The 23,607-nt window shown below is 57.8% G+C and carries 29 protein-coding genes; 21 read left to right on the forward strand and 8 right to left on the reverse strand.

Annotated features, from left to right (window positions below):
* The first annotated feature begins 527 nt into the window (after positions 1 to 527).
* Positions 528 to 1,493 carry a winged helix-turn-helix transcriptional regulator gene (locus tag JRN21_10435; GenBank protein MDG6989716.1) on the forward strand — a complete coding sequence of 322 codons (966 nt, stop codon included), beginning with the start codon at positions 528 to 530 and terminating at the stop codon, positions 1,491 to 1,493.
* A 368-nt stretch (positions 1,494 to 1,861) separates the two neighbouring features.
* Here JRN21_10435 and JRN21_10440 read toward each other — a convergent pair whose 3' ends face one another.
* The gene (locus tag JRN21_10440; protein MDG6989717.1) at positions 1,862 to 2,068 is read right to left on the reverse strand and encodes a type II toxin-antitoxin system death-on-curing family toxin; all 207 of its coding nucleotides are present in this window, start codon (positions 2,066 to 2,068) and stop codon (positions 1,862 to 1,864) included.
* 200 nt (positions 2,069 to 2,268) lie between these two features.
* Between JRN21_10440 and JRN21_10445 the strand changes: the two genes are divergently transcribed.
* Positions 2,269 to 3,822 carry a DNA mismatch repair protein MutS gene (locus JRN21_10445; GenBank protein MDG6989718.1) on the forward strand — a complete coding sequence of 518 codons (1,554 nt, stop codon included), beginning with the start codon at positions 2,269 to 2,271 and terminating at the stop codon, positions 3,820 to 3,822.
* Complete coding sequence (locus JRN21_10450; GenBank protein ID MDG6989719.1) at positions 3,819 to 5,348, forward strand: DNA mismatch repair protein MutS; 1,530 nt, start codon at positions 3,819 to 3,821, stop codon at positions 5,346 to 5,348. The genes JRN21_10445 and JRN21_10450 overlap by 4 nt, the downstream gene beginning before the upstream one ends.
* Before the next feature lie 210 nt (positions 5,349 to 5,558).
* Here the strand turns inward: JRN21_10450 and JRN21_10455 are convergent, their stop codons facing one another.
* Both JRN21_10455 and JRN21_10460 read right to left on the reverse strand, forming a co-directional pair.
* Positions 5,559 to 5,945: a hypothetical protein gene (locus JRN21_10455; GenBank protein ID MDG6989720.1), complete on the reverse strand. Its 387-nt coding sequence runs from the start codon at positions 5,943 to 5,945 to the stop codon at positions 5,559 to 5,561.
* Between the two features lie 20 nt (positions 5,946 to 5,965).
* Complete coding sequence (locus JRN21_10460; protein ID MDG6989721.1) at positions 5,966 to 6,295, reverse strand: Lrp/AsnC ligand binding domain-containing protein; 330 nt, start codon at positions 6,293 to 6,295, stop codon at positions 5,966 to 5,968.
* On the opposite strand from JRN21_10460, the gene JRN21_10465 reads away from it, so the two are divergent.
* Complete coding sequence (locus JRN21_10465) at positions 6,288 to 6,620, forward strand: hypothetical protein (GenBank protein MDG6989722.1); 333 nt, start codon at positions 6,288 to 6,290, stop codon at positions 6,618 to 6,620. The genes JRN21_10460 and JRN21_10465 overlap by 8 nt on opposite strands.
* A 90-nt stretch (positions 6,621 to 6,710) precedes the next feature.
* Positions 6,711 to 8,015 carry a phosphopyruvate hydratase gene (eno, locus tag JRN21_10470; GenBank protein ID MDG6989723.1) on the forward strand — a complete coding sequence of 435 codons (1,305 nt, stop codon included), beginning with the start codon at positions 6,711 to 6,713 and terminating at the stop codon, positions 8,013 to 8,015.
* 25 nt (positions 8,016 to 8,040) lie between these two features.
* Here eno and JRN21_10475 read toward each other — a convergent pair whose 3' ends face one another.
* Positions 8,041 to 8,736 carry a metallophosphoesterase family protein gene (locus tag JRN21_10475; GenBank protein MDG6989724.1) on the reverse strand — a complete coding sequence of 232 codons (696 nt, stop codon included), beginning with the start codon at positions 8,734 to 8,736 and terminating at the stop codon, positions 8,041 to 8,043.
* 165 nt (positions 8,737 to 8,901) lie between these two features.
* On the opposite strand from JRN21_10475, the gene JRN21_10480 reads away from it, so the two are divergent.
* The 9 genes from JRN21_10480 (at position 8,902) to JRN21_10520 (ending at position 16,701) form a co-directional block, all read left to right on the forward strand.
* Positions 8,902 to 9,546, forward strand: a complete 645-nt coding sequence (locus tag JRN21_10480) for a hypothetical protein (GenBank protein ID MDG6989725.1) — start codon at positions 8,902 to 8,904, stop codon at positions 9,544 to 9,546.
* 21 nt (positions 9,547 to 9,567) lie between these two features.
* On the forward strand, positions 9,568 to 9,978 hold the full coding sequence (locus JRN21_10485; GenBank protein MDG6989726.1) for a hypothetical protein: 411 nt from the start codon (positions 9,568 to 9,570) through the stop codon (positions 9,976 to 9,978).
* Positions 9,979 to 10,068: 90 nt separating this feature from the next.
* Positions 10,069 to 10,980, forward strand: a complete 912-nt coding sequence (locus JRN21_10490) for a DUF4129 domain-containing protein (GenBank protein ID MDG6989727.1) — start codon at positions 10,069 to 10,071, stop codon at positions 10,978 to 10,980.
* On the forward strand, positions 10,973 to 11,488 hold the full coding sequence (locus JRN21_10495) for a hypothetical protein (protein MDG6989728.1): 516 nt from the start codon (positions 10,973 to 10,975) through the stop codon (positions 11,486 to 11,488). The genes JRN21_10490 and JRN21_10495 overlap by 8 nt, the downstream gene beginning before the upstream one ends.
* An 87-nt stretch (positions 11,489 to 11,575) precedes the next feature.
* Positions 11,576 to 12,433: a MoxR family ATPase gene (locus tag JRN21_10500; GenBank protein MDG6989729.1), complete on the forward strand. Its 858-nt coding sequence runs from the start codon at positions 11,576 to 11,578 to the stop codon at positions 12,431 to 12,433.
* A 15-nt stretch (positions 12,434 to 12,448) separates the two neighbouring features.
* Positions 12,449 to 13,708 carry a DUF58 domain-containing protein gene (locus tag JRN21_10505; GenBank protein MDG6989730.1) on the forward strand — a complete coding sequence of 420 codons (1,260 nt, stop codon included), beginning with the start codon at positions 12,449 to 12,451 and terminating at the stop codon, positions 13,706 to 13,708.
* The gene (locus JRN21_10510) at positions 13,690 to 14,283 is read left to right on the forward strand and encodes a hypothetical protein (protein MDG6989731.1); all 594 of its coding nucleotides are present in this window, start codon (positions 13,690 to 13,692) and stop codon (positions 14,281 to 14,283) included. The genes JRN21_10505 and JRN21_10510 overlap by 19 nt, the downstream gene beginning before the upstream one ends.
* Before the next feature lie 103 nt (positions 14,284 to 14,386).
* A complete protein-coding gene (locus JRN21_10515) occupies positions 14,387 to 16,240 on the forward strand; it encodes a dynamin family protein (protein ID MDG6989732.1) in 1,854 nt (617 codons plus the stop codon).
* A 14-nt stretch (positions 16,241 to 16,254) separates the two neighbouring features.
* Positions 16,255 to 16,701 carry a universal stress protein gene (locus JRN21_10520; GenBank protein ID MDG6989733.1) on the forward strand — a complete coding sequence of 149 codons (447 nt, stop codon included), beginning with the start codon at positions 16,255 to 16,257 and terminating at the stop codon, positions 16,699 to 16,701.
* Positions 16,702 to 16,876: 175 nt separating this feature from the next.
* On the opposite strand, the gene JRN21_10525 is transcribed toward JRN21_10520, so the two are convergent.
* From JRN21_10525 to JRN21_10535, 3 genes are read right to left on the reverse strand one after another with little or no spacing between them, the layout of a single operon-like run.
* Positions 16,877 to 17,284 carry a hypothetical protein gene (locus JRN21_10525; protein ID MDG6989734.1) on the reverse strand — a complete coding sequence of 136 codons (408 nt, stop codon included), beginning with the start codon at positions 17,282 to 17,284 and terminating at the stop codon, positions 16,877 to 16,879.
* A 52-nt stretch (positions 17,285 to 17,336) separates the two neighbouring features.
* Complete coding sequence (locus tag JRN21_10530) at positions 17,337 to 17,519, reverse strand: hypothetical protein (protein MDG6989735.1); 183 nt, start codon at positions 17,517 to 17,519, stop codon at positions 17,337 to 17,339.
* Between the two features lie 24 nt (positions 17,520 to 17,543).
* Positions 17,544 to 18,035: a metallophosphoesterase family protein gene (locus JRN21_10535; protein MDG6989736.1), complete on the reverse strand. Its 492-nt coding sequence runs from the start codon at positions 18,033 to 18,035 to the stop codon at positions 17,544 to 17,546.
* A 127-nt stretch (positions 18,036 to 18,162) separates the two neighbouring features.
* Between JRN21_10535 and JRN21_10540 the strand changes: the two genes are divergently transcribed.
* The 6 genes from JRN21_10540 (at position 18,163) to JRN21_10565 (ending at position 21,360) form a co-directional block, all read left to right on the forward strand.
* Entirely contained in the window at positions 18,163 to 18,456 is a 294-nt protein-coding gene (locus tag JRN21_10540) for a hypothetical protein (GenBank protein ID MDG6989737.1), read from the forward strand.
* A complete protein-coding gene (locus tag JRN21_10545; GenBank protein ID MDG6989738.1) occupies positions 18,453 to 18,950 on the forward strand; it encodes a hypothetical protein in 498 nt (165 codons plus the stop codon). Before JRN21_10540 ends, JRN21_10545 begins: the two co-directional genes overlap by 4 nt.
* A gap of 9 nt (positions 18,951 to 18,959) precedes the next feature.
* Entirely contained in the window at positions 18,960 to 19,823 is an 864-nt protein-coding gene (locus JRN21_10550; GenBank protein MDG6989739.1) for a hypothetical protein, read from the forward strand.
* The gene (locus JRN21_10555; protein ID MDG6989740.1) at positions 19,820 to 20,266 is read left to right on the forward strand and encodes an NUDIX hydrolase; all 447 of its coding nucleotides are present in this window, start codon (positions 19,820 to 19,822) and stop codon (positions 20,264 to 20,266) included. The genes JRN21_10550 and JRN21_10555 overlap by 4 nt, the downstream gene beginning before the upstream one ends.
* A complete protein-coding gene (locus JRN21_10560; GenBank protein MDG6989741.1) occupies positions 20,260 to 20,949 on the forward strand; it encodes a hypothetical protein in 690 nt (229 codons plus the stop codon). The genes JRN21_10555 and JRN21_10560 overlap by 7 nt, the downstream gene beginning before the upstream one ends.
* A gap of 237 nt (positions 20,950 to 21,186) precedes the next feature.
* Positions 21,187 to 21,360 carry a DUF2283 domain-containing protein gene (locus JRN21_10565; GenBank protein MDG6989742.1) on the forward strand — a complete coding sequence of 58 codons (174 nt, stop codon included), beginning with the start codon at positions 21,187 to 21,189 and terminating at the stop codon, positions 21,358 to 21,360.
* Between the two features lie 219 nt (positions 21,361 to 21,579).
* Here JRN21_10565 and JRN21_10570 read toward each other — a convergent pair whose 3' ends face one another.
* Positions 21,580 to 22,731, reverse strand: coding sequence for a glycosyltransferase family 39 protein (locus JRN21_10570; GenBank protein ID MDG6989743.1), 1,152 nt, complete (start codon positions 22,729 to 22,731; stop codon positions 21,580 to 21,582).
* 505 nt (positions 22,732 to 23,236) lie between these two features.
* Here JRN21_10570 and JRN21_10575 point away from each other — a divergent pair.
* Positions 23,237 to 23,607, forward strand: a 371-nt coding sequence (locus tag JRN21_10575) for a site-specific integrase (GenBank protein MDG6989744.1), incomplete at its 3' end; no start/stop codon positions are given.

Genomic DNA, 23,607 nt, shown 5'->3' on the forward strand with positions numbered 1-23,607 from the left:
AAGGCCAGCCAGAGGACGGAATCACGAGGAACACTTTCAAAATAACAATCATAACAAGAAGAACACGGCATACAAGAGAAGGTAATTCCGGTGCAGGAGGTCAGGTCATACATAGGGCAGGGATACGAGTACGTGGCCTCTCTTCCCGACGGCGGGGCGATAGTCAAGGTGCCGTTCTGAGGGAAGGCTCGCCTGCACCAGCCGACGCCCTTCAGGCTCGGCCTTCGCTCCGGCTGTCAAATGCCTCAGAACCAACTCCGTTTGACTATCTGACACTCAAATCAAGCTTCGTTCCCGGACCCTCCAGAACAGAGGGTCTCGAACCCCTGACCTCCGCGGGGACTCGTGCAGCTGCACGAATGCTCTGACACACGGATGCTGTGAGCGGTTCGAAGATTACCGCTGGTGGCTCACCAGCTAAGAATTCACCGAAGTCTACCCTTGTAGACCATCCTCCGCTTGACACTGCGAACCTGTCTAGGAAAGAGGCATTAACTACACCCTTCTCCCATCCTCTGGCGAAGGATATGGCAGAACGGGAGAGCCAGTTCGACGCGTCGAGGGCGGAGCTCTTCGAAGCCCTTGGGCATCCTGCGCGCGTCCAAATCCTGAGGGCCCTGGAGCGAAAGCCCTTGGGATTTGCCGAGTTAAAGAGGGAGGTGGGCATCGAGAGCAGCGGCCATCTTCAATTCCACCTCCGGAAGCTCACTGGTCTAGTGGGCACCACGTCTGATGGAGTTTACGCTCTCACGGATGAAGGAAGGGAGGCCATAAGGGTCCTCAACACTACGACCACCGGCTCAGGACAAATCGCAGCAAAAGCTAGGACTTCGCTCAGGCGGACCGATTGGACAAGACCTCTATTGGCTGTCCTTTTGATCGGCTTGGTCGTCCTGGCTGGAGTCGCGGTCTACCAGCAGGAACAGATCGCCGGGCTGAACAGCGAGCTGTCCGCCAATGGCCTCCGTCCATCCTGGCTCTTCAAAGGCGCCTACGCGTTCTATGCAGGCAGCAATAACTACACGTTCCCCGCGAATAATTCTGGATGTCCACGATGCACGGAGACCGCAGGGTGGAACGTGAGGCTGCAGGTCGAGAATTTCAACTCGACAGACGTTGAGATGATGTATTTCACCAACCAGACGAGCAGCATCGCTCCATGCTCGTACCAATGCTCCGGTTCCTTCGTAACCAACACGACGAACTGGTATGACATCCGCGTAGCCCCCACATTGCTCCCTATCTCCATCTTAGGAATGGTGCCTGCTGCCGCCTCCTACACGACGCTTGTCCTCAATGGTCATACGTATGATGTCACGCTTTATCCGTATCAAGCTCCGGGGTCTGCCTTCGACGTGTATGTCTACACGAGTGTGGGATTCCCAATCTTGTATAGTAGTCCCGCAACCAACGCCTCCCATGAACCATTGAACATTTGGATAACCCAGACGAACATACCTGGCCTGACCCCGCTGGCATCCACGACACCTTAGGGTTCAGAACGATCTCCGCCTGGCGAAGGCGTCGCAGCCTGAACGATTCTGTAGTCCGGTCGGCGTGGTCGGGTTGCTGCGCCTTGTACAAAACGAGGTGAACGGCTCCTGAGCTCAGGGAGGGCGATCGATGCTGATATCTGGAGCGAAAAGCGCGAGATTCCCGCTCTCTTGGGAGAGCCTCCTTCCGGTCCGCTTAGAACAACTCAGAACGAGCGCTGCCCACTGGGACGAGTTAAGAGAGGCTTCAGACCTTCGCTAGTCTTTCGAGCAGCTCCTTGTTCTCTCGGATAATCGTCTCTGTCAGCTTGTCGAATTCTCCGTCAGGTATCTGCTTCGCCGCTCTCCGTTTCTGGGCCATCTTCCCTTTATTCCTCCCTCCGCTCCGTCAAATGCCTTACTATACAACCCTCAGCCTCGCTTTCAGAGACCTTTCCGGCAGCAATCCTGATGAGAAACTCGAAACCCTCGGTCGCATCGAGAGAGACCTTGTAGCCGCTCGACTCTAGAAACACTTCCATCAGGCCGAACGCGGTCCTCTTGTTGCCGTTGAGGAAAGGATGTGCCTCGACCACGCGACCGGTTGAACGGCTGCCTGTTAGACAAGGGATGCACCTTCCTGCTGGGGCGAATCCCAAGGCATGGGAACGTCATCGGTGCCGACTGGATGATTGGGTTCGCCTATTGTTACTCGATAACCAGCCAGACAGGAATATATATGTAACTGTGGTTACAAACGTCGTTCCAGAAGCATCTGAACCAATGGTAAGAGATGATGGACCAACCTCAGTTCCAAAGCGTCCTCTTTCAAGAGTCTGTGAGCGAGGAAGATGTAGATAGCCGAACAGCGCTCCCCTTCTTCCGGGACCTGAACCTAGACCAAGTCCTCCAAACCCTCACGGAGGGCCGGGAGGAGTACAACTTGGCCCCGTTCTTCTGCTATCCCTTGAATGACGTAGAATCGATCACTTACCGCCAGGATGTGATGAAGGACCTCGAAGGAGAGCTACTGCGCGGGCATGTTGAGTCGTTCGCCGGAGAGATGCAGGAGATGCGCCGCCACCTTGCGCAAGCCGGCAAGCTTCATAACGAGTACCAGAAGATGAGTTGGTTCCTGGACGCCGTCGAGATCTACTGCGACACGGTGAGAAACCTGCGTGACGGGCTCTCGGGAGCGAGTCCAGCCTCCCGGGGCCTACGGGGTTTTGGCGGGTACCTAGAGTCCTACGCCGTTTCGGACGGTTTCGCCTCCCTGCTTTCTGAGACGAAGGAGCTGAAGAACAGGCTGTCGGAGATCGAATATCGAATCCACATACAGGGCCTCCGAGTGACGGTGGACAAGTACGGCGGCGAGCCCGACTACAGCGCCGAAGTCAGGGAGACCTTCCGAAAATTCCAGGAGGGCGAGGTCGAGGGGTTCACGATCAGGGGACAGGCCCACCACGACACTCCTGTCATGGATAGCGTCGAAGAACGAATCTTGGACCTCCTGGTCAAGCGGTATCCGGACTTCTTCAGCGAGCTCTCCGCGTATTGCGCACGCCACACCAGCTACCTCGATCAGACCATCCGTAGGTTCGACAGGGAAGTCCAATTCTACCTGGCCTACCTTCGGCAGATGGACGTCCTGAAGTCAGCCGGGCTTAACTTCTGTTACCCGCAGGTCGACGCCCAGACGAAGGAAGTCCGCGCACAGGAGACGTTCGACCTCGCACTCGCCTTGGTGCTGGCCCGCGAGAGCAAGAGAGTAGTCTACAACGACTTCTACCTACAGGGCAAGGAGAGGATATTCGTCGTCTCGGGCCCGAACCAGGGAGGAAAGACGACCTTTGCCCGGACTTTCGGACAGCTCCACTACCTGGCCCGCCTGGGCTACCCCGTCCCTGGGACAGAAGCGCGGCTCTTTCTCCCAGACGATATCTTCACGCACTTCGAGCGCGAGGAACATGTCGGGAGCCTCCGCGGCAAGCTCCAGGACGAGCTCATCAGGATGCACGAGGTCCTCCAGAGGGCCACAGGCAACAGCATGGTTATAATCAACGAAGGGTTCGCGTCCACCACCCTCAGCGACGCCCTCTTCCTCGGGAGAGAAATCCTGCAGCGTGTCGTCGACCTCGGCTGCCTGGGTGTGTACGTGACATTCATCGACGAACTGTCGAAGCTCGGGGAGGCCACTGTGAGCATGGCGAGCACCGTCGTCCCCGAAAACCCAACCTCGCGGACCTTCAAGATTGTGAGGAAGCCTGCCGACGGACGGGCCTACGCTATGGCCATTGCGGAGAAGTACGGCCTGACCCGGCAATCAATCAGGAGGCGGCTGGAGCGATGAAGGTTCTTCTGATGTACCGGGACAAGAACTTCGACCCCAAGGCGGCCCTTCCCCCGAACACAGATGCCCTGGCCCAGGATCTCGAGATCGACATAGTGTGCAACGTGATGGCCCGGGGCGATGCGCTCCTCTTCGACATCGCAAAGAATGCCCTTCTCCTCGGGCTGGACAGCCCCGAAATGATCACCTATCGACAGCACGTCCTGAATGACTGCATCGAACATCCCGAGGTGGTAAGGGGGATGTACAGGCTCGCCGTCGAGGCGATTGAGGGGAGGAATAAGATCTGGGGTTGGCATTTCGACTATCCGGACTCTGTCCTCCGCAGCTCCGTCGAGACGCTCGACCTGTTCTTCGATATCCTGAAGGAACTCAGGCGGACAGCAGATTCGTACGGGGGGCGGTTTAGGTCCGAGGGCTTCGTCCGCCTCTTCGCGATGGTCGAACACGAGCTGGACGACACGTACCTCATGAAGATCAAGGAACACCTGGGGGAGCTGAAATTTCCAGAAGGGGAGCGGATGAGCGCCCAGCTTGGAAAAGGGCTCAAGGGGGAGGGCTACGTGCTCCGTCGGTTCCCCATCAGGAAGCAGAGCTTCGCTGACCGCATCCTTCGAAGGAAGTCCAAGTTCAGCTTCGAGGTCGCGCCTGAGGACGAGAGCGGCCACCGGGCGCTTTCAGACATACGTGACAACGGGATCCGGATGGTGGCCAGGGCCCTCAGGGAGTCCACCGACCACATGCTCGGCTTCTTCACGGCTCTCAGGACCGAACTGGCGTTCTACCTCGGCTGCCTCAATCTGCGGGAGACGCTCCTCAACAAAGGCGAACCTACCTGCTTCCCTGTCCCGTCGGCAACCAACGGCTTCGCACTCTCGGCTCGAGGGTTGTACGACGTCTGCCTCACCCTGAAGCTTGACCAAAGGGTTGTGGGCAACGACCTGAAGGCCGACGGCAAGAGCCTCCTAGTCATTACAGGCGCGAACCAGGGAGGGAAGTCTACGTTCCTGCGTGGACTAGGTCTTGCATACCTTATGACCCAGGCGGGCATGTTCGCGCCGGCAGAGCAGTTCTCCGTGGGAGTCTCTTCCGGGCTGTTCACTCACTACAAGCGGGAGGAGGACGTGACAATGAAGAGCGGCAAGTTCGACGAGGAGCTCGGCAGGATGAGCAAAATAGTGGACCATGTCGGGCCGGGAAGCGTCCTGCTGTGCAATGAGTCCTTTGCCTCAACGAACGAGAGGGAAGGCTCAGAGATTGGGGAGGAGGTAATCCGGGCGCTGCTGGACTCGGGCATCAGGGTCTTCCTAGTCACCCACCTTTTCGAACTGGCTAACCGCTTCCGATCCCAGGATGCAGTAGAACACCTGTTTCTCCGCGCAGAGCGAAGGCCAGACGGTCAGCGCACGTTCCGAATCGTCGAGGGCGGGCCTCTCCCAACGAGCTACGGCCAGGACCTCTACAGACAAATCTTCGAGGCAGCCCAAGAGGCGGTGGAGGTGCAGCCCCCGAGTGCTCGTCCTTAGTTGCCTTCATTCATGAGGCGTGGCACAGGGCTGAGCTCGGACCCGTGGGCTGAACGCCGTTCGCATTCTACGCAACGATCGCTCCATTCGGGGCAGAGTCCTCGTCAAAGCCAGAAAGGTGTCTTCTGAAGCTATGGGCGGCGTGAAACCGAAGATGGACAATTCACGAAGAAATCCTTGGCGCCAAAGCTTGGACCACTTGCCTGACATTCATATGAGCACTTCGTCATAGTAGAGCGAACACAACGCATTGAACCTCATTCCCTTCTTTATCAGTTCCTTGGGTCCAACATGATTCTCAGGCAGCAGCCTTGCTCTCCACCTCCCGCCCACCCAGACGACAGCGTGCCCCGGCACTACTTCTTCGGCTTCGACTCTCATCTTCCTTGTGCCTGGAATCTCCTTGAACCGGATGGAGGCTGAGGTCCCCTGGGTATCTGAAACGTGCTTCGGCTTCAGAAGCTTCTTCACGGCACCCTTGACCGCGGCCGGCGGGCATCCTTCTTCCTCCATCTCAGCGCACAGCGTTTCGTTGTCTATTCCGAGCGCCCCGTATCTGAGTATCTTCATGTACACAGCTTTCTCAACCCTAGACACCTGTAACCTCAAATCAGCGTTCAGGCCTCTGCACTGCTCCTGTCCTGGCTCGCGCTCGATATGGTTTGGTACCCGGAACTCTCCTCGTCGGCTCCAGGCTTGGCCTGTCCGGTTGAAACGTCCGAGGCCGCCATCAGCATCAGCGTACTCCTGACGCCGTCGAGTTTGCGCATTCTTGCCTGTAGTATGGTCCTCAGCGCCTCCGTGCTCTCCGCTTCGAGCATTACGATGGCGTCGTACACACCGAAGAGCTGGTTCAATTCCGTCACGCCCTCCGTTTTCCTCAGCTCGGCGAAAACTTCCTCCTCTTTTCCGACATCCACATTCAGCATGACAAAGGCGATGGCCAACTACTTCTTGTTTGCCTGGGACAGGGTTATATATGTAACCACAGTTACATTCGGGGGGTTCAGGACAGGCGCATGTTTGGTGGAGGTGGCCATCTTCAGGGACGACCGTAATAGGGCGAAGTATCGCCTGTACCCTGAGACTTCCTCCTGCGGAGGAGGTCCTCCGAGCGAGAGCAAGATCGGAGATGTCGAGATGCCGGAAGGCGTCTACCGGGCGCTTGTAGAAAGATTTTCTTCGCGCGGCTACGCCGTCGTCCCCGACGACATCGCTGATAATGAACTGGCAAGCGAATGGTGGTCAGTAGTGTCTATGCTGGTGCGATGAATAAAGTGTACCGGTTTCCATTGCAAAGTGTCCTTTTTGTCAATCCAGTCGACGAGAGAGACGAATCCCTGAATACTCCATTCCGAGGATGTGACCGCTGACACGAATGCGAGAGACTCGAATAGAATAGCCAAGGTCTGGGGAAGGCAAATCCTCGATTCGCGTGGGAATCCGACTATCGAAGCTGAGGTCAGGACTAGTTCAGGGGTGGTGGCCCGGGCGATTGTGCCTTCAGGCGCATCGACGGGGAAGCACGAAGCTCTTGAGCTTAGAGACGGGGACAAAAGCTTCTACCGGGGGCTCGGCGTCCTGAAGGCCGTCGCCAACGTCAGAGAGAGGATTGGTCCCAAAATTCTAGGAATGGATTGCCGCGATCAGGAAAGAATTGATGAATTGATGATAGGGCTGGACGGAACGGCAGGTAAGCGCAGCCTGGGCTCCAATTCCATTCTGGCCGTCTCAATGGCCGTGGCACGTGCTGCTGCGGTCGCAGGCGGCGAACCGCTCTACGTGCGCCTTCGCCGAAGGAGAAGATATAGGCTTCCCGTCCCAATGATGAACATAATCAACGGAGGAAAGCACGCAGGCAACAAGCTTGCCATTCAGGAATTCCTGATAGAACCCGTCGGAGCGAAGACATTCAGTGAAGCGATGCGGTTCGGCGACGACGTCTATCATTCACTGCGGTCAATCCTCAAGAAGAGGACCGGCGAATCTTCGGTGAACGTCGGCGACGAGGGGGGCTTCGCGCCTTCTTTCGAGAACTCAACGCAGGCACTGGATGCCATTGCCGAGGCCATATCAGTGGGAGGTCTGGAGTCTGAAGTTAGGCTGGGAATCGACCCGGCTGCGACGGGCTTCTTCGACAAGAAGACCTCGACATACCATATCGATGGCAAAGATTTGAAACCCGAAGAACTGCTGGACTACTACGTCGAGCTCGCGGAGACGTACAGGCTTCTCACCGTTGAGGACCCATTCGAAGAAGAGGCTTATTCTAGCTTCCAGGCAATCACAAAGAAGCTTGGGAGCAAATCAATGATAATCGGGGACGACCTGTACGCCACGAACTGCAAACGCATCAGCAGGGGAATCTCTCAGAAGGCAACCAACGCCGTTCTGGTCAAGCCGAACCAGATAGGGACAGTGACAGAGACTATGGAGGCCGTCAGAGTCGCCAGAGCCGCAGAGTTTGCTATCGTGGTCTCCCACAGGTCAGGGGAGACGGAGGACAGCTTCATCGCCCACCTAGCAACGGCGGTCGAAGGCGAGTTCATCAAGACCGGTGCGCCGGCCAGAGGGGAGAGGGTGGCGAAGTACAACGAACTCCTCCGAATTGAGGAGGAGCTTGGCTCCAGTGCGCATTTCGCTGGGACTCCCCTAATCAAAGGCTGATCCATTCCTCGTCTTGAAGGTGAGATCACTGACCCGACCTGAGAGTCTTTGCTATCAGTTCGAAAACGTCCTCGTGTTCGCGGAGCAAGTCTCCGAGCTCCGCAGCGACTTCTTCGATGTCATATTCGACCCTTCCAAAGGTCACGTTTCGTGAAGCGGTGTCAAGGGTGGCGTAGGAAGCTCTGGGATCACCGTCCTTGGGCATGCCGACGCTCCCCGGGTTGACGACCCAGACTCCTTGTCGTTTGACTTCATATGGGACGTGGGTATGCCCGAGTACTACCAGGTCCGCACCTTTCATGTCCATCTGTGCAGCTTCTTCCTTTGTGATGTACCTGTACAGTCTGTCATCCGGTGCGGCATGGAACGCTCTGACATTGACGCCTCCGTAATCGATCTGAAGCTCCTTTCCGGCCTTGCCCAGAACCTCGAGTGGCTTCGCTGGCATTTGCCTCCACGTTATGCGCTCCCGTGTCACCACCGATGCCTCGTGCATCACACTGCTGCTCCTGCAGTCTGTCTTGAATGCTGCGGCTGCATCGTGGTTCCCCAAGACTCTCTTCGCTCTCACGTATTGCAGGATTTCAAAGACCTCGAAGGGGTTCGGTCCGTAATCCACCAGGTCTCCCATGAAGAGGACCTCATCAAAGCTTGCATGGTTCAGGACCTCTTCGAGAGCTTCGAGGTTCGAGTGTATATCTGAAATCAGCAGTACTCGCACGCAGAACAACCTCGTTTCCCGTGACCCAGGCTCGCCCCTTTTTAATGTAACTGCAGTTACACTTATAATGGCCCATGGTCCGAGTCCCATCTGGTCACGATAGAGCGCGAAAGAAACTGGGAAGAGAGCCATGGCCTTGATCAGCGTACCCGAACGGGGAGCAGGTTGGGTGCACGCAAGGCCGACCTGGATGAAGAGTTCAGGGATAAAGCCGAGAAGGTGTTCGCACAGTTTGGCGACCCCCGCGAGAGGGCCGTCCAAGACGCGAAGATGATGTGGTTGGCCTGGAGGGGCGATGACAGGTTCGTGCAGGTCCACCTGAGCGACCAGGTTGGGTTGGAGTCGTCCTGGCGGTTCTGCAAATACACCGAGGTTCCCTCGCTGGTGGAGCGCTACAAATATGTCGAAGCGAGACCGATGAGGAGCCCTTTCACTGAGCACGTTCTGGCTTCCCTGACCGCTCTCTTTCAGCGCCTGGTGAGCGAAAGGATTGGTGCCAGGGTGTATTCCCTGTCGCTTAACGGCGATACGGCTGGGCTGACGCAGGACGGAATCGACGCTGGACGCGCATACAAGTACGCCAGTGAGGGTTTCGAGATCGTCGCCGACTGGCCGAAGGAGCCCAGAGGGGTTCTAAAGAGCAGAAGTATCTCCCTGTCCCAGGAGCGCTTTCTGTACTTTGATTTCGTTCACAAGGTCGCAAGAGCTACGCACAGCGAAAGGGGCTTCGCCCAGATGCTCGCCAGACAGGAACGCGCTTCGGCCAGAAGGAGAAGAAAGTCGCTACTGAAGTGGATAGTTTCCGGGTAGCAGGGTAGGCGCCACAATCCCTTGAACGAGAACTATCGAAGAGTACTGGCCGTCTACCTCAATGAAATTGAAAGGAACCTTGAGACAATAAGAAGAGAGCTGCAACCAGGTTCGAAGGAAGGGGACTCTGTGACATATGTGACAAAGTGGGATATGACTAAAGATTCGAAGAACGCAATTCTGGGTGGCGTTTCTATGATGCTCAATCAGACCAGATTGATTACCATGCTTTACGGCCTCTCGCCGCAGAACGAGTCATCAGCGCGAAACGTGCGCGGAGCGTTGCTGGGGATTCGGACCACGCTTTACGATCTGCATCCAGAGGCCCTCCAGGGCTGCGGCACATTGAGCCAGAAGGACGAAGAAAAGCTCGGAGCTTACATTGCTAAGATGCTTGAGATTCTAGACCGTATGGACCGTGTGCGGGCTTGAATGTGCGGGCCGAAGCCGACGACCACCAACGGCTTAAAGGGTATGTAACGACGGTTACTTTTATAATCCTCCCCCAGGCGGTTCGGTTTGATGAATCGCCGGATTCGGTCCGTCCTCCTAGTCGTGGTGCTCTTCGCCCTCCCCTGGCTGGCCGCCAGCCTGATTGCGAACATCGGCACCACATCAAACGCCGGCCCTGTGGGCCAATCGCAGCCTTCCCTTCCCCCGCAAGGGAACGGCGGAGTCCTTGTCGAACCGAGTCTTGTCCAAGGCCCGAGCTATTCCGAGCTGGCCGTCTTCGGGGCGGCGCTGTCCGTGCTCGGTGGCTTCATGATATTGCGTGCCTGGAAGCGGCGACGGAAGAAGGACGACTTCTGGTATGTCGAGAGCCAGAAGGGGAGCCCATTGCTTTCGATCTTGATGCTCGGACTGGCGGCCGTGGTCTTCTACGGCATATTCACGCTAGTCAAGAACGCCGGCACCAGCTTCAACGGCCAAGGCCAGGCGCCGAGCTTCCCGGATCTTCTCCCCTATCTTGTGGTGGGGGCGATAGCCACGAGCTCGGCAATCGGTGCGGTCCTCTTTCTTTCACTGAAACGGGTCCCCATTGCCCCCTCGGGGAGAACCCTTGGGGGAGGAGTCGATGAGGAAAGAATCTCCGACGTTCTCAGCAGGGCGGTGCACGCCTTGAGAGGAGGTTCGGACTACCGCACGACCATCCTGAACTGCTACAGGGCAATCTGCGAGATACTCAGCCGGGACGAGGAGACGGACAGCTCGAAGCTGACTGCACGGGAATTCGAGGCGCTTGTAACAAGCAGGGTCGCCGTCGACAGGCAGAACCTGCACGATGCCACACTTCTCTTCGAGAAGGCAAGGTACAGCATCGACCCTGTATATGACGAAGACGCAAAGCGCGCAGAAACATGCCTACGGAGGCTGAACGACGAGGTCCAACATTCCGGTTCGAAATCAATCATCGGGGTCAGACGACTTGCCTAACAGATTTGCCTACGCGCTGGGGTCCATCATAATCTGCGGGGTGATTCTGGCCGACGCCGCCGGTTATCCGTCCCTCTACGCCAATCTCGTTTTCTTGTCGCTCGCCGCGGCTCTCCTAGTCTATGGCGGCGTGACTGGAAGCCCGGGCCTTTCCGACTGGTTTCCGACAGGGAAAACGAGGCACCAATCTTCCCGCGGCAAAATCTGGTCCATGGCCATGAGCGTAGAGAGCGCGGAGAGGGGCTACTGGCACGCGCGAGAGGACCTGGCCAGGATTCTCGCGGAGGCCTGCGCCGTCAAGCAGGGTGGACCATTGAAGCCAGACTATGATACCATCATGAGGACGCGCGAGAAGTTGATGATTGCGGGGAACGACCAGGATGTGAGAAGGATTTTCGAGCCCCATCCATCGGATTCTCCGGCTGTTTCAAGATTCCGGAGGAGGAAGGACGAAACCTATCTGTCTGCCCTGGAGGCAGCAATAGCGATGGCAAACGAGGGGGTGTAGGTGACGCAGGAGAGCCGTCCATACGCGCGAATCATCGATCAGGTCTCTTCAGTGGTGGTGGGGAAGCAAGCGGCGCTTGAAACCATCATGCTGTCGATACTTGCGAACGGGCACATCCTGATCGAAGACAATCCCGGCCTTGCAAAGACTCTCATGGCGAAGTCGTTCGCGGCCGTCCTCGGACTGGAATTCAGGAGGGTCCAGTTCACCCCAGACCTGCTCCCCGCCGACATCACAGGGACCTACATCCTGAACAGGAATACCTCCCAGTTCGAATTGCGAAGGGGGCCCATCTTCACCAACATCCTCCTGGCGGATGAAATCAATCGGGCGCCTCCCCGGACCCAGTCTGCGCTTCTGGAAGCCATGCAGGAGAAGCAGGTGACGATCGAGGGAGACACTCAGAAGCTACAGGAGCCATTCATCGTGATTGCGACCCAGAACCCGATAGAGTACGAGGGGACCTATCCTCTCCCGGAGGCGCAGCTCGACCGCTTCCTCGTCAGGCTGAGCGTCGGCTATCCCAGCGCCGAGGAAGAGGCACAGATCATCGAGAGACGCAACAGCAGAAGGTCAGATGATGTCAGGCTTGAGGTTGTCTCTACGCGCGATGCTCTCATCGCGATGCAGGCCGAAGTTGAAGGAATCCATGCCGAGCGCGCCATCATAGACTACATCGTCGCGATAGTGCGCGGCACAAGGTCCCACAGTGAGGTGGAGATAGGGTCGAGCCCCCGCGGCTCCCTCGCCATAACGAAGCTCGCCAAGGCGAACGCCTGGATGAACTCTAGGCATTACGTCATCCCCGACGACGTGAAGCGGGTGGCAGTCCCGGCGCTCAGCCACAGGCTGATTCTGAAGCCTGAAGGATGGCTCAGGGGGGACAAGACCGCCTCCATCGTGGACAAAATCCTGCAGGAAGTTCCAGTGCCAAAGGTGGACTGAACGATCTCAAGATCGATGGCCCTCCTTGGGGCGTTCGCGATTTTTCTCCTGCTGTTCGGGGCCGGGTCGAGAAGCCCCTATCTGATAGCCGCGTCCGTCCCTGTGCTCCTCTACATTGCCCTGGTCCGCCTGCTTGCCAGGGATCCCCATCTGGATTTCAAGGTCGAACGGACGACGAAGGGGCAGACAGTCTACGAAGGCGAGCAAGCCGAATTCACTCTGAGGATAGGCAACTCGGGCCGAGATGCCGACGTTCTCGAAGTGGTTGATACAATTCCAGACGGCCTGCGCCTTGCTTGTGGGACGAATCGCATCTTCACCTCCCTCCAAAGCGGAGGGCAGGTGGAGGCCAGTTACGCCGTTTCGGCTGAGACCTTCGGGGTCTACAGGTTGGGACCGGTCCGGATCAGGAGCCTCGATGTCTCGGGACTCATGGTGGAGGAGAAATCGATAGAATCATACTTCGACGTCAAGGTCTATCCGGATGTCCAGTACGTCAGCAAGGTGCAGATTAAACCCAGGAACCCGCGCAACTGGCCCGGAGAGATTCTCACGCGAAAGCCCGGAACCGGCATGCAGTTCTACGGGCTAAGGCCCTACGCTCCCAGCGACCCACTGCGGAGGATAAACTGGAAGGCTTCGTCACGCTCTCCGGAATTCCTCAGTAACCAGTTCATGGGGGAGTTTGGCGGGGACACCATCATCGTCCTCGACATCCGTTCAGCATCGCTCCTCGGCGTTCCTCCGGAGTCGACGGTCGCCTACGGGACCAGGGCGGCGGCTGTCATCGCCTACCGCCTCCTCAGGGACAGGAACAGGGTCGGGATGATCGCACTCGGCGACCGCCTCGAGAAGGTACGTCCGGGCTTTGGGCGCAGACAGTTCGACAGGCTCCTCACGGGGATGGTGACGATCAAACCTGGTAACATCTGGGAGATGGGGAACCTCCCCGGGTACCTCTCGCTGTTCTTCTCGAGGATGACCCAGATAGTATTGGTCACGCCCCTGATGGACGACAAGTCGTACGAAGTCGCGGCAGAAATCTCCAGCAAGGGCTACCCCGTCCTGGTGGTCTCCCCTTCACCATTCGAATTCGAGAGCCGAGAAGGCAAGGACGAGAGGGCCGAAAGGATAGCTGAGAGGCTTGCCAGGCTCGAGAGAGAGACGAAGGTAGCGCTGCTCCGGAAATACGCGGTCGTCATAGACTGGAACGTGAAGGAGCCCCTCAGCCAGGCGCTGAAGCAGGCGAATATCGTATGGACGAGAGCAAAGTAGACGCGCTGAGCCTGTCCGGAATGCTGCTGCTTGCGGCATACCTGGCCATTTCAGCCTGGACAGGGTTCGTCGGCTACGCGCTGCAGTACAGCACTGCCCTGCTCGGCTCCCTCGTCGTGAACCTCCTGGTTTTCGCGCTGGCTCTGCTGGCGAAGCATGGCACCGCTCTCCGGCTTTCCTGGGTGTGGCTTGGGGCGAACTTCGTCAGTGCCCAGGCGGTCCTGCTCCCCGGAACCAATTACCTAATTGTGATGGGTTCCGCGGCTATCTTTCTCCTGACCTTCGACCTCTCAAGCTTTCTAGAGCTCATCTTCCCCATGAAAGCCAGGAACAGAGGAATCGACCCCCGGGAGTATGAAAGGGCGTGGTCGCTTCTGAAGAAGCACACAGCCACGACGACCATGTACGCTGCATCGGCTGGGGTCCTGGCCCTGGCGGGGGTGACGATGTTCACACCGGTAGTCTTCACCTACAATCCCGTTCTTCTGGTGGGCGTCCTCGTCTCGTCGATTTTGGTCCTGACCGCACTTCTCAGTTCGGAGTTGCGGACGAGACAACGGACCAGGGACTTCTGATTGCTACTGCACGGCTTGGCCAGTGTAACTACAGTTACATTAATATGCCCATGAGGCACGGCCAGCTCGTTCAACCGGAACACAATAGACAAGGATGTAGCTCTTGATGCTCTCTCAGGGCAAGACGTCACAGATTGCCAGAATCGAGGAAAGCCTGGACGCACTTCGCAGGGTAGCGGAGTCCAAGGCAGGCAGCAGCCAAGCGGCCACCCTTGAATATCTGGAGGAGCTGCGGCAGAAGCTAATCAGCGAGGACTTCTACCTCGCTGTCCTGGGCCTCTTCAAGAGGGGAAAATCAACGCTCATCAACGCTCTGCTGCAATCAGAAGTCCTGCCGGTCGGGGTCGTTCCCGTGACATCTGTGATCACTCTTCTGAAGTATGGCGACCAGCCGAGAGCCACGGTCTCATTTGTCAACGGGACCACCAAAGAGGTTGGAATCACGGAGATTCCCCAGTACATAACGGAGAAGGGGAATCCCAGCAACGCGAAGGGGGTCAAGGAGGTGGAAGTCAGGGTCCCGTCGGGGATTCTGAAGAGCGGCATCACTATGATAGACACGCCCGGAGTGGGCTCAACCTTTGCTGGCGGCACTCAGGCAACCTACCGGTTCCTGGAGCGGGCCGACGCCTGCCTCTTCACCCTCGCTGTGGACCCTCCCATTGGTCAGTCAGAGCTGGACCTGCTGAAAGCGATAACACCACACGCAAGGAAGCTCATCTTCGTGCTCAACAAGAAGGACTACATGGACGAGGCTAGCTTGAGAGAGGCGGTCAGCTTCTGCAGAGATGTGATTGAATCAGCGCTGGGCATCAACGACTTCCCGATCTATGCGGTTTCTGCAAAGTGGGCTAATGAGGGATACCGTACGGCAAACTCGCACAAATTGGCCGAGAGCGGCGTGCAGGGGCTCATGGAAGTCCTGAACAATCTCCTCCACGGGGAAAAGCAGGAGATTCTGATCGCCTCGACGGTGACGAAGGCCCTGAAGGCGGCCGAGGACCTTCGCATTTCGCAGGAGATAGCAATCAAGTCAGCCGAGATGCCCCTGAATCGCCTTGGAGAGACACTGAAGCAGTTGGACTGGTTCCTTCAGGGAGTGGACACCAAGAAGCGCGAGATCTTCTACCTTCTCGATGGGAAATCCAAAGAGATAATCCAGATGCTTAACGAAGACCTCGAGAGCTTAAAGAGAGAACGCGAAGCTGGGTTCCTCGCCAAACTGGAAGCCTACGCCAACGAACTGCTAACGTCGAAGAGGAACGTGCGAGAAACGACGAGTATGCTGGAGGAAAAGCTCTCAGAGGAATTGAGAGCGGTATATTCCGAGTTCATTGCCAAGGAGGACGAAAGAATAGCTGTCAGATTCGGCGAGCTCGTAAGCACTTTCAGCCACCAGGTCGATTTGCTGGGGGGGGACGTGCGACGCGAAGTGTCGACGCTTTTCGGCATCAAGACGGAGCTCCCCCTGCCGGGCATGAGTCTGACCTCCGAGCACAGGTTCTACTACCTGTCAGACCAGCTTCCGCCGATCGGCGGAATGTTCGTGGGGGAACTATCCGCCATGCTGCCTACGCTCCTCGTGAAGGGCACTCTCCAGAAGAGGTTCATGGGGCAGGCCAAGGAGGCACTCGACAGGACCGCGGGGAGAATCAGGTATGACTACTTCGTCGTCAGGCTCGACAGGGGGATAATCGGGCTGAGGCGCGAAATAGGACGTCTTCTCGATTCATCGATCACAGCAGCCAGGGACGCCGTCCTGGAGGGGACGCGCATGCACCAAAGGAGCAGCGAGGAGGTGAATATGGCCTTGGAAGAACTCAATCGGACTCTAAGGGAGATTCAATCGGTGATGGAACTGTTAGGAGGGCTTATACGAGAAGGACCTGGCCCGGCAGCGCAGATGCGGTCGGCTCTGCGAGACGTGGGACAGGCACGAGACGCTGGAGCGACCTGAAGTGGGAGATGCAAGTGCTCAGAAAATTCCTGGTGGGGTACGACGGTTCCGTGCAGGCAGAGCGTGCCCTGGAGTTTGCAATCGCCATAGCCTCGCAGACCGAGGGTTCAGAGATCCATGTCGGATATGTCGTCCAGAAACCGGGCGGGGTCCCCGACCCGATTCCTGACGAACTGATGGAGTCCCTAAGGAGGACAGGAAGGGAGACGCTGATGAACGCCGAACGGACAGTTAGGAAGAACCTCGTAGAAGTCGCCGTGCATCTCGAAGCGGGGAGCCCAGGCGAGAAGCTGCTGGAGTTGGCAGGGCGATTGAAGCCTGACCTGGTTGTCCTCGGGACGCTTCAGCACTCAGCTTCGGAGAAACTCCTTGGGACAGTGTCCTCGTACTTTCTGAAATCCCGGGAGTTCCCTCTTCTGATTGTCCCCCCAGCGGGTCAGCCCGCAGCGAGCAGGATGTAGATGAGGACGAAGATGAAGGGTTCTGTCCAGTCTCCGCTTGAGGAGCCACCTGATCGAGCCCCTCAGCTCCCCGCGCTTCAGCCCATAGTTGGCCCTCTCCTGGACGACGGCGAGCGTCTCCCTGGTCTCCTGGTCCCTCATATGGGCCACCGGCAGGTAGTTGGTCCTGAGCAGGTCACCCAGTATCCTCGCGTCCGCGACGTCGTGCTTGGTGCTTGACCTGGATATCAGCTGCAGCCGGTTCTCGTTGGCTTCGTCCAGAAATTCTTGGCATTCTTCGTAAATTTCTTCGTACTGCTTCCTCCTGGTCCTCCTGGAACATCTTTGAGGGCACGTCTTCATCCTGCCCTTCTAGAGCGTTGACATCCATCACCAGGATGGTGCCGTGTCTCTTGAAGCCCGACCTGAACTGTTCGATATCCCTCCTGATCTGTGGTGTGTTGGGGAGCAAACAAAGGGACACCGGCGGATAGACGGCCCCGAGCTTCTTGAAATTCCTCCACGCCCTGACTCTCAGTTTGGAAGGCTCGTTTGGAAGGTCATAGGCGACTATGATCCACTTGTTGGCCTCCGACCGGCTCATGAATTGGTGCGATATGTCCCCTCGTTGATTTAAGCGTATCAATCATGAACTCTTACCGGCCACCGGTCCGGAGCCCCTTCACAAGTTGTTCGAAGATGGATTCTTCGTCACCGATGAGCTGTTTGAGCTTCGACACGACCTGTTCGATGTCGTATTCGGCCCTGTGGAACTGCACCTCCCTTGTGGACGTATCCAGGATGGCATAAGACGCACGGGGGTCCCCATCCTTCGGCATGCCGACGCTCCCGGGATTGACTATCTATCTCGTCCCATCCTTAATCCCATAAGGCACGTGGGGGTGCCCCAGCAAGAGGAGATCCGCCCCTTTGACCTCCATGTTGGCCGCTTCCTCCTTCGTGATGTACTTGTAGAGCTCGTCGCCTGGAGCGGCGTGTAGCATTCTCGCCCTTAGGTCGCCGTACGCCAGGTCGAGGGTCTCTCCCGCCCCGCCAAGCATCTGAAGCGCCCTCCTCGGCATCCTCTGAAAGGTGATTCTCTCCCGTGTCCTGACGGCTGCCTGGTACGTCTTCGAGCTGCTCCGGCAGTCAAGCCCGAACGCCGCGGCTACATCGTGGTTGCTCACCACCCTCTTTGCCCTTATCCGCTTCAGTTTGGAGTAGACTTCGAAGGGGAACGGCCCGTAGTCGACGGCATCCCCCATGAACAGCACGTCGTCGTACCTGGCCTTGCCGAGGACAGCATCCAGTGCAGGGAGATTCGAGTGGGCATCTGAGATGAGGAGGACCTTCACTTGCGTTCCTCGGTACCGTTCCGGGCCAATTATGTATTTCCTGCATCGTTTCCGGTCCGGCGATTGTCACGCACGAAAGCAATAAAACCAGATGTAATGACGGTTACATTCGGGAGCTGAGAGAACCGTGGCGAAGCCCGGAAGGGTGCGTCTTGACGTCAGAATCGGGAAGGAGACCTACTCCCTGCTCCAGAACCTCGCAAATGGCTCCGCGCAGGTCGAATGTTCGGCGGTTCAGGCCGCCATAGAGAGGGGCATGAAACGCTACTGGGCCCACTGGTTCGACATCGCCGCGACCGAGTACGAGCGCCTGAGAAAGCGGCACGGCCAGTGCCAGAAGGACAACGAGCTGCTTCAGGGCCTGATGGACCAGAACAGCGAGCTCGAGCGTTTCGTGGAGAGCGCAGGAGATCCTGCATGATCAAAGCGTGCTGGCCGAGGGCGCTCAGGAGAACCGAGGAGGTTGCCGGGGGGCCGCTGGTTAGCGTCGAAGGCAAAATCGCCGGAGAGGGCGCCGTCAGCCTCGAAGTTTCATTTGCGCGGGACTACTGGGAGACGCTGGAGACGTTCTTGAGACAGAAAATTGGCTATCTCACCGAACGCGAGAAGGCAGATGCTATGTCCCCACTTCTCGATTACGGTGCCCACGAGGAGAGCACTGCAAGAGAGCTGACGATGACCGAGAAGTTCGCGGTCGGCGCCAAGCACTCATCCCTGAAGTTCAGGATGTTCAAATGCTTCCAGGCGAACAAGGCGATAGCGGTTGGCCTTACCGTCCACCTGACCCACAACAAATCCCTCGAGAGGAAAGTTGCAGAGTTGCGGGGGGCGGAGGCGGTCCCTCACGACGAGTGGGATTCATGGGACGATGCAAAGGTCAGCGAATTCCACAACAGGTATCTCTTCGTCAGGTGATTGTCATTGTTGGCAGAGGAAATCGCGTCACTCGCATCCAAGGCGGCTCGGCCGCCGGTATTCGGCTTCTCGAACCTCACGGACGCCCTGTGGGTGGGGGCCCAACCGATCCGTTTTCCAAGGGAGGTGCGGCAGGCAGAATTCTACCTCAAGTTCGCCGGCAGCATCAGCCTGGAAGAAATGCACGCGCCGAGAGACTTGGTCTCCGAGGGCATCAGCATCCCGTGGGACCACGATATCACGAGGAACACCGCGCTCATCGGCGGCGTCCAGTACGCACTGGAGAAGGACGCGCTGCGGAGCCTCGGCTCCACCAGGGTCCGGTTCAGCAAGGCGGGGTTCTTCCATGTTGCACGGGCGAAAGTAGCTCACGCCCAGAGGCTGAGCGAGTCCTCAGGCCTGGCCGCGGTCTTGATTCTTGAAAGGGAGGAAGGGAGGAAGTACCCTCTGTTCCTAGCGGCCGGAATCCTCCCCCACGGTCTGAGGTCAGGGGACACCGTCGAGGCGGCCTATCTCTCGGTGGTGGGGGAGAGGACCTTGGCGGGGTCGCCCGCGCCTGCGGAAGTTTTCCTTGAGGGACTGGCGGTCGAGCTTCTGCATTCCTCGCCCAACCACCCTCCTCTCGCCTGGGTGAGTGCCCGCGAGAAGATTGACTGCGCCCTGTCGGATTTCGAGCCCCCTCCGACGGGCGGGAACAAGAAGACGGAGGCGTGGAGGAAAGCTGCGACGGCTGCGGTCAAGTCCAGCCTGCGAAAGGGGATGGTCTATACGGACTGGGACGACGAGCGTTACATGTACGGCGAAATAGGAAGGAGGGCCGCGGATGCCGCCAGGAAGCAGGCCGAGCCGCGAAGGGCGCGAAAGCCAGCATGATGAGAAGGGAAAGCTTCGACGCGGGGATTAGGGTGCTGGCGTCGGTGGCAATCCTGCGCGGCAAAAAGATACTCTTGATTAAGGAACAGGAGGAGCCGTACAACGGGCTGTGGGTCCTCCCGCAGGGGTACGTCAAGCAGGGTGAAACGGTGAGCGACGCCGCCAATAGGGAGGTTCACGAGGAACTCGGGGTCGAGGTTGAACTTGACGGGCTGGTCGGGATCTACGACGACTTTCACGATGGCTCCAACCCGGTGCATTACGTGATTGCGACCTACTTCGGGACGATCAATGGGTCCGCAGAACCCCGCCCCACCACGGAAGCCATAGACTCCGCATGGGTCGATGTATCGAAGGGGTTGCCGGCCGTCCCGCCGGTCATGAGGAGAATGCTGCACGACGTCGCCCGGGGAACCGGCAGAAAGGGTCGAGCAGTTTGGTAGCGACGGAAACCGAAGACGGGACGAGCCAGCGAAGCAGCGATCCCGTTGGACCGAAGGACTCTCAGCTGGCCGCCGCCTTCCAGACCAGGGCGAGGGAAGTCTTCGGGAGGAACGAGAAGGCCCAGCTTCTGGCCGAGGACGACGCGTTCAGACTCTGGTTGGCCTGGCGCGGAGACCCCTCCTACCTGATAGCAAATCTTAGCGATAGGAAGGACAGAGAAAGCGCATGGCGGATCGTGAAGTACGCGGATATCCCGGGACTCGCCGAGGAACATGACCACGTTGAAGCAAGAAGCCTGGGGGAGGACTTCCCGGACCACGTCCTGGCGCGCCTCACACAGTTCGTCCTCCGAGAGCTGAATGGCCTGTCGGGCGCCGAGGTCGAGATGAGAGGAAACGAGGAGCAAACCCCGAGAACTTTTCGCCAGCCAATCACGGAAGATGCATTTGGCTACCTTAAAGCGGGAAAGGTGATTACCATCCGGTGGCCCAGCAAGGGCGCACCGGGACTCTTCTCCAGGATACTCGTGCTCTCGAAAGACTCCATCCAGGATTCGAAGTACCCTGCACTGGATAGCGTTACAGGCCCGCACCGAGAAGGCGACCGCGGGCTCGCGAAGTTCCTGGAACGCGCTGAGAAGAAGCACCAGAAAAGGTGGGTCAGGTGGGTCACCCATGGATGAGAATCCGTCGGGAAGACGTGAAGAACACCGCAGCCAACCTTCGTGGTTGAACCGAATCATCGTGGGGACCAGCCTGACTAGCCTCTTCTCCGACATGAGCCACGAAACTACTACGGCCATGCTCTCCCTCTTCGTGGCGACCCTGGTGGGCGGCCCGATTGCGGCAGCCGCACCCATAGGGCTGATTGAAGGAGCCTCAGATGGCGCATCGAGCGCAATCAAATCGTACTCGGGCTATTGGACCGACAAGACGGGAAGGAGGACGTCCTGTACATCTCGGTCGGGAAGCCGAGGGCGGCCGACGACTCGATCGAACCCCGGGAAGGCGTCGTCTTGAGGACGAGGAAGGGAGAGCTTGTGGGCATTACCATAGTCAGGTTGAAGGGTCGCCTTGCCGCATCCCTGGGATGAGTGACTTGAGGGCCGCCTTCTTGGCCTGAACCAGCCAGCTTTCATTTATTTCCCGCAGAGTGCATGAGGCCGAACGTCCGAACCACGTCAGACCCGAACCCTTGTTAGGCCACAGGTTTGGGCCTGGCTTTTGGTCGTGGAAACTTGACGAATCTCTTCCGGCTCACCTGGATGCTCGACAGTGTAAGCGCATTGGCGAGTTACATATCTGAATGGGTGTCAAGTCCAAAAACTCGTCAGTTGGGCATAGGTGCTCTGCAGCGATACTGCGGCAAACAGGATCAGCACGGGGATGATGTATTCCTTCTTTGCTCTGCCGAAGACCAGCAACACCGGCCAGGCTGAGAGCATCAGCCTAGGGCCAGACATATAGGCCGTTCCGACCAGGCTGAGGACGAAGAGCATGAACGCTGACGAGTAAATGGAAAGCGCCTTGTCAATTTTCCACAGAGGATAGACAAGAGCGAAAAAGGAGAGGGTGTAGGGATATCTGAGCAGCAACTGCTGAACAGGGTTTCCTTGTGTCGAGAATATTCCAGTAAAGAAAGCTTGGAATTGAGCTATTGGGTTCGCTATCCCAGTTCCCCAGGGCGCTTGGCCCGCAAACAGGGAGAACAACTCCCCAGACCTAACATCGAGGAAGTACATCCATAGTCCGAAGGCTACAAGTGGCATGAAGAGCCAGACAAACCTATAGTTCGAAAGCCTCCCCGCCCTGCTTTCTGTTTCGTGGAGCCCCGCAGGGGGCGGTTGGAGTGGTTTGAGTCGCGGAAGAATCAGCCTCAGGATGATGATCGACAGGAAGATGGGGGCGATGAGGAGGCTGGCGTAACCTGAAAGGACGGCTAGACTGGAAGTGACTCCCGTGTAGAAGTATCTCGCATTCAGAAAGAAGTAGACCGCCAAGATTGCGAAGAAGAGGTATACGGGTTCGCTGTAAGACACCAGGCCGTAGGTCACGAAGGTCGGAAAGAAGCCGAAGGCCAAGGACGCACATAGCGAGCCAAACGGGCCAAAATACATCCTGGATAGGCGGTAGAACGCCAGTACGGCCAGCACAGAAAAGACGTTCGAGACGATGGCGGCTGACAGGAGGTAGTTCCCTACTGCTAGGCTCGCCAGCCATATCAGTGAAGGGTATCCAGGGGCGAAGGCATAGTTGGCCGTGACGCTACCCGCCGGATACCCATTTTGAGCGATGCCGACATAGTAAACCGAATCCCACTTGGTAGAGAGTTGTTCAAGGACGCTCCCTCCCACCACTGCATGAATGAAAGCCAGTGACGCCAGTTTAATCATAATCATCGCCGTGATGATAAGAACAGTGTCCCTCCGACCCTCATGAAGATCGGGCATGACTGGCTCCTCCAACCCTTTGGTGATTAAGAGCCGGAGGGCTTGATAGGTCTTGTCGTCGGTGTGAGGCAGAGAGCCACGATACTGGCGCTTGATGTCGCTCGATGGCCGTAGTCAGGAAGTTATCACCGCCTCTCAGAGCAAGCCGGTTCTTGGAAGCAACCTCATAAGACTGGCGCAGGAAACCCCGCTCTTCAGGACGGGGGGGAATGCGCGCGGCAGTGTGAGGCCACAAGTCAGGCCCTAGTATCGCGCGCCGCGATCAGATTCGACCTCTCATTCCCATTCTTGTTGTTCAGTACGCGCGTGCCACTGTGCAGTGGTTCGTCCATCACCCCCGTGGAGGGTATCAACTGGGTCTTGGGCAAGGTGGTAGTCGACCTGGGCTCTCTCTGCCTGTAAGCGGTAGGATTCGCTTGACCGATTGACTGCATCCCTTCCGGCCCATATCCTCCAGGGTCTGTTTCTGTCCGGCCCGTTATAGGCACCCGTGCTCACGGTCTACGGAGTTTGACCTGAGGTGCACGGAAGACCGAGCAAGTACCTGGAGATGCTCAAGGACAGGGAGGTCGCCCGCTGGTTCGGCCAGGTCTCCCAGGGGTCCAAGAAGACGGCCAGGGTCTACTTACGGCGGCTCGGGTATGCCTGCGACCGGTACCACACCACCCCCCGCGCCGTGGCCAAGCTGGACAGGAGGGGGATACGGGACTTTATGGTGGACATGGTCAACGACATGGATTCGAGGGGGAACGCCGGGGGCTACATCGAGAGCGCGGTCAAAGCAGTGAAGTCGTGGCTCAGGTTCAACCTGAGGCCCGTGGGGGAGATTAGGGTCAAGATCCCTCGGCTGAACGAGACCCCCACCATAGCGAACGAGGTCGTGCCGACCAG

It is taken from the genome of Nitrososphaerota archaeon, from assembly GCA_029785825.1.
Taxonomy (GTDB): Archaea; Thermoproteota; Nitrososphaeria; order Nitrososphaerales; family Gagatemarchaeaceae; genus UBA183.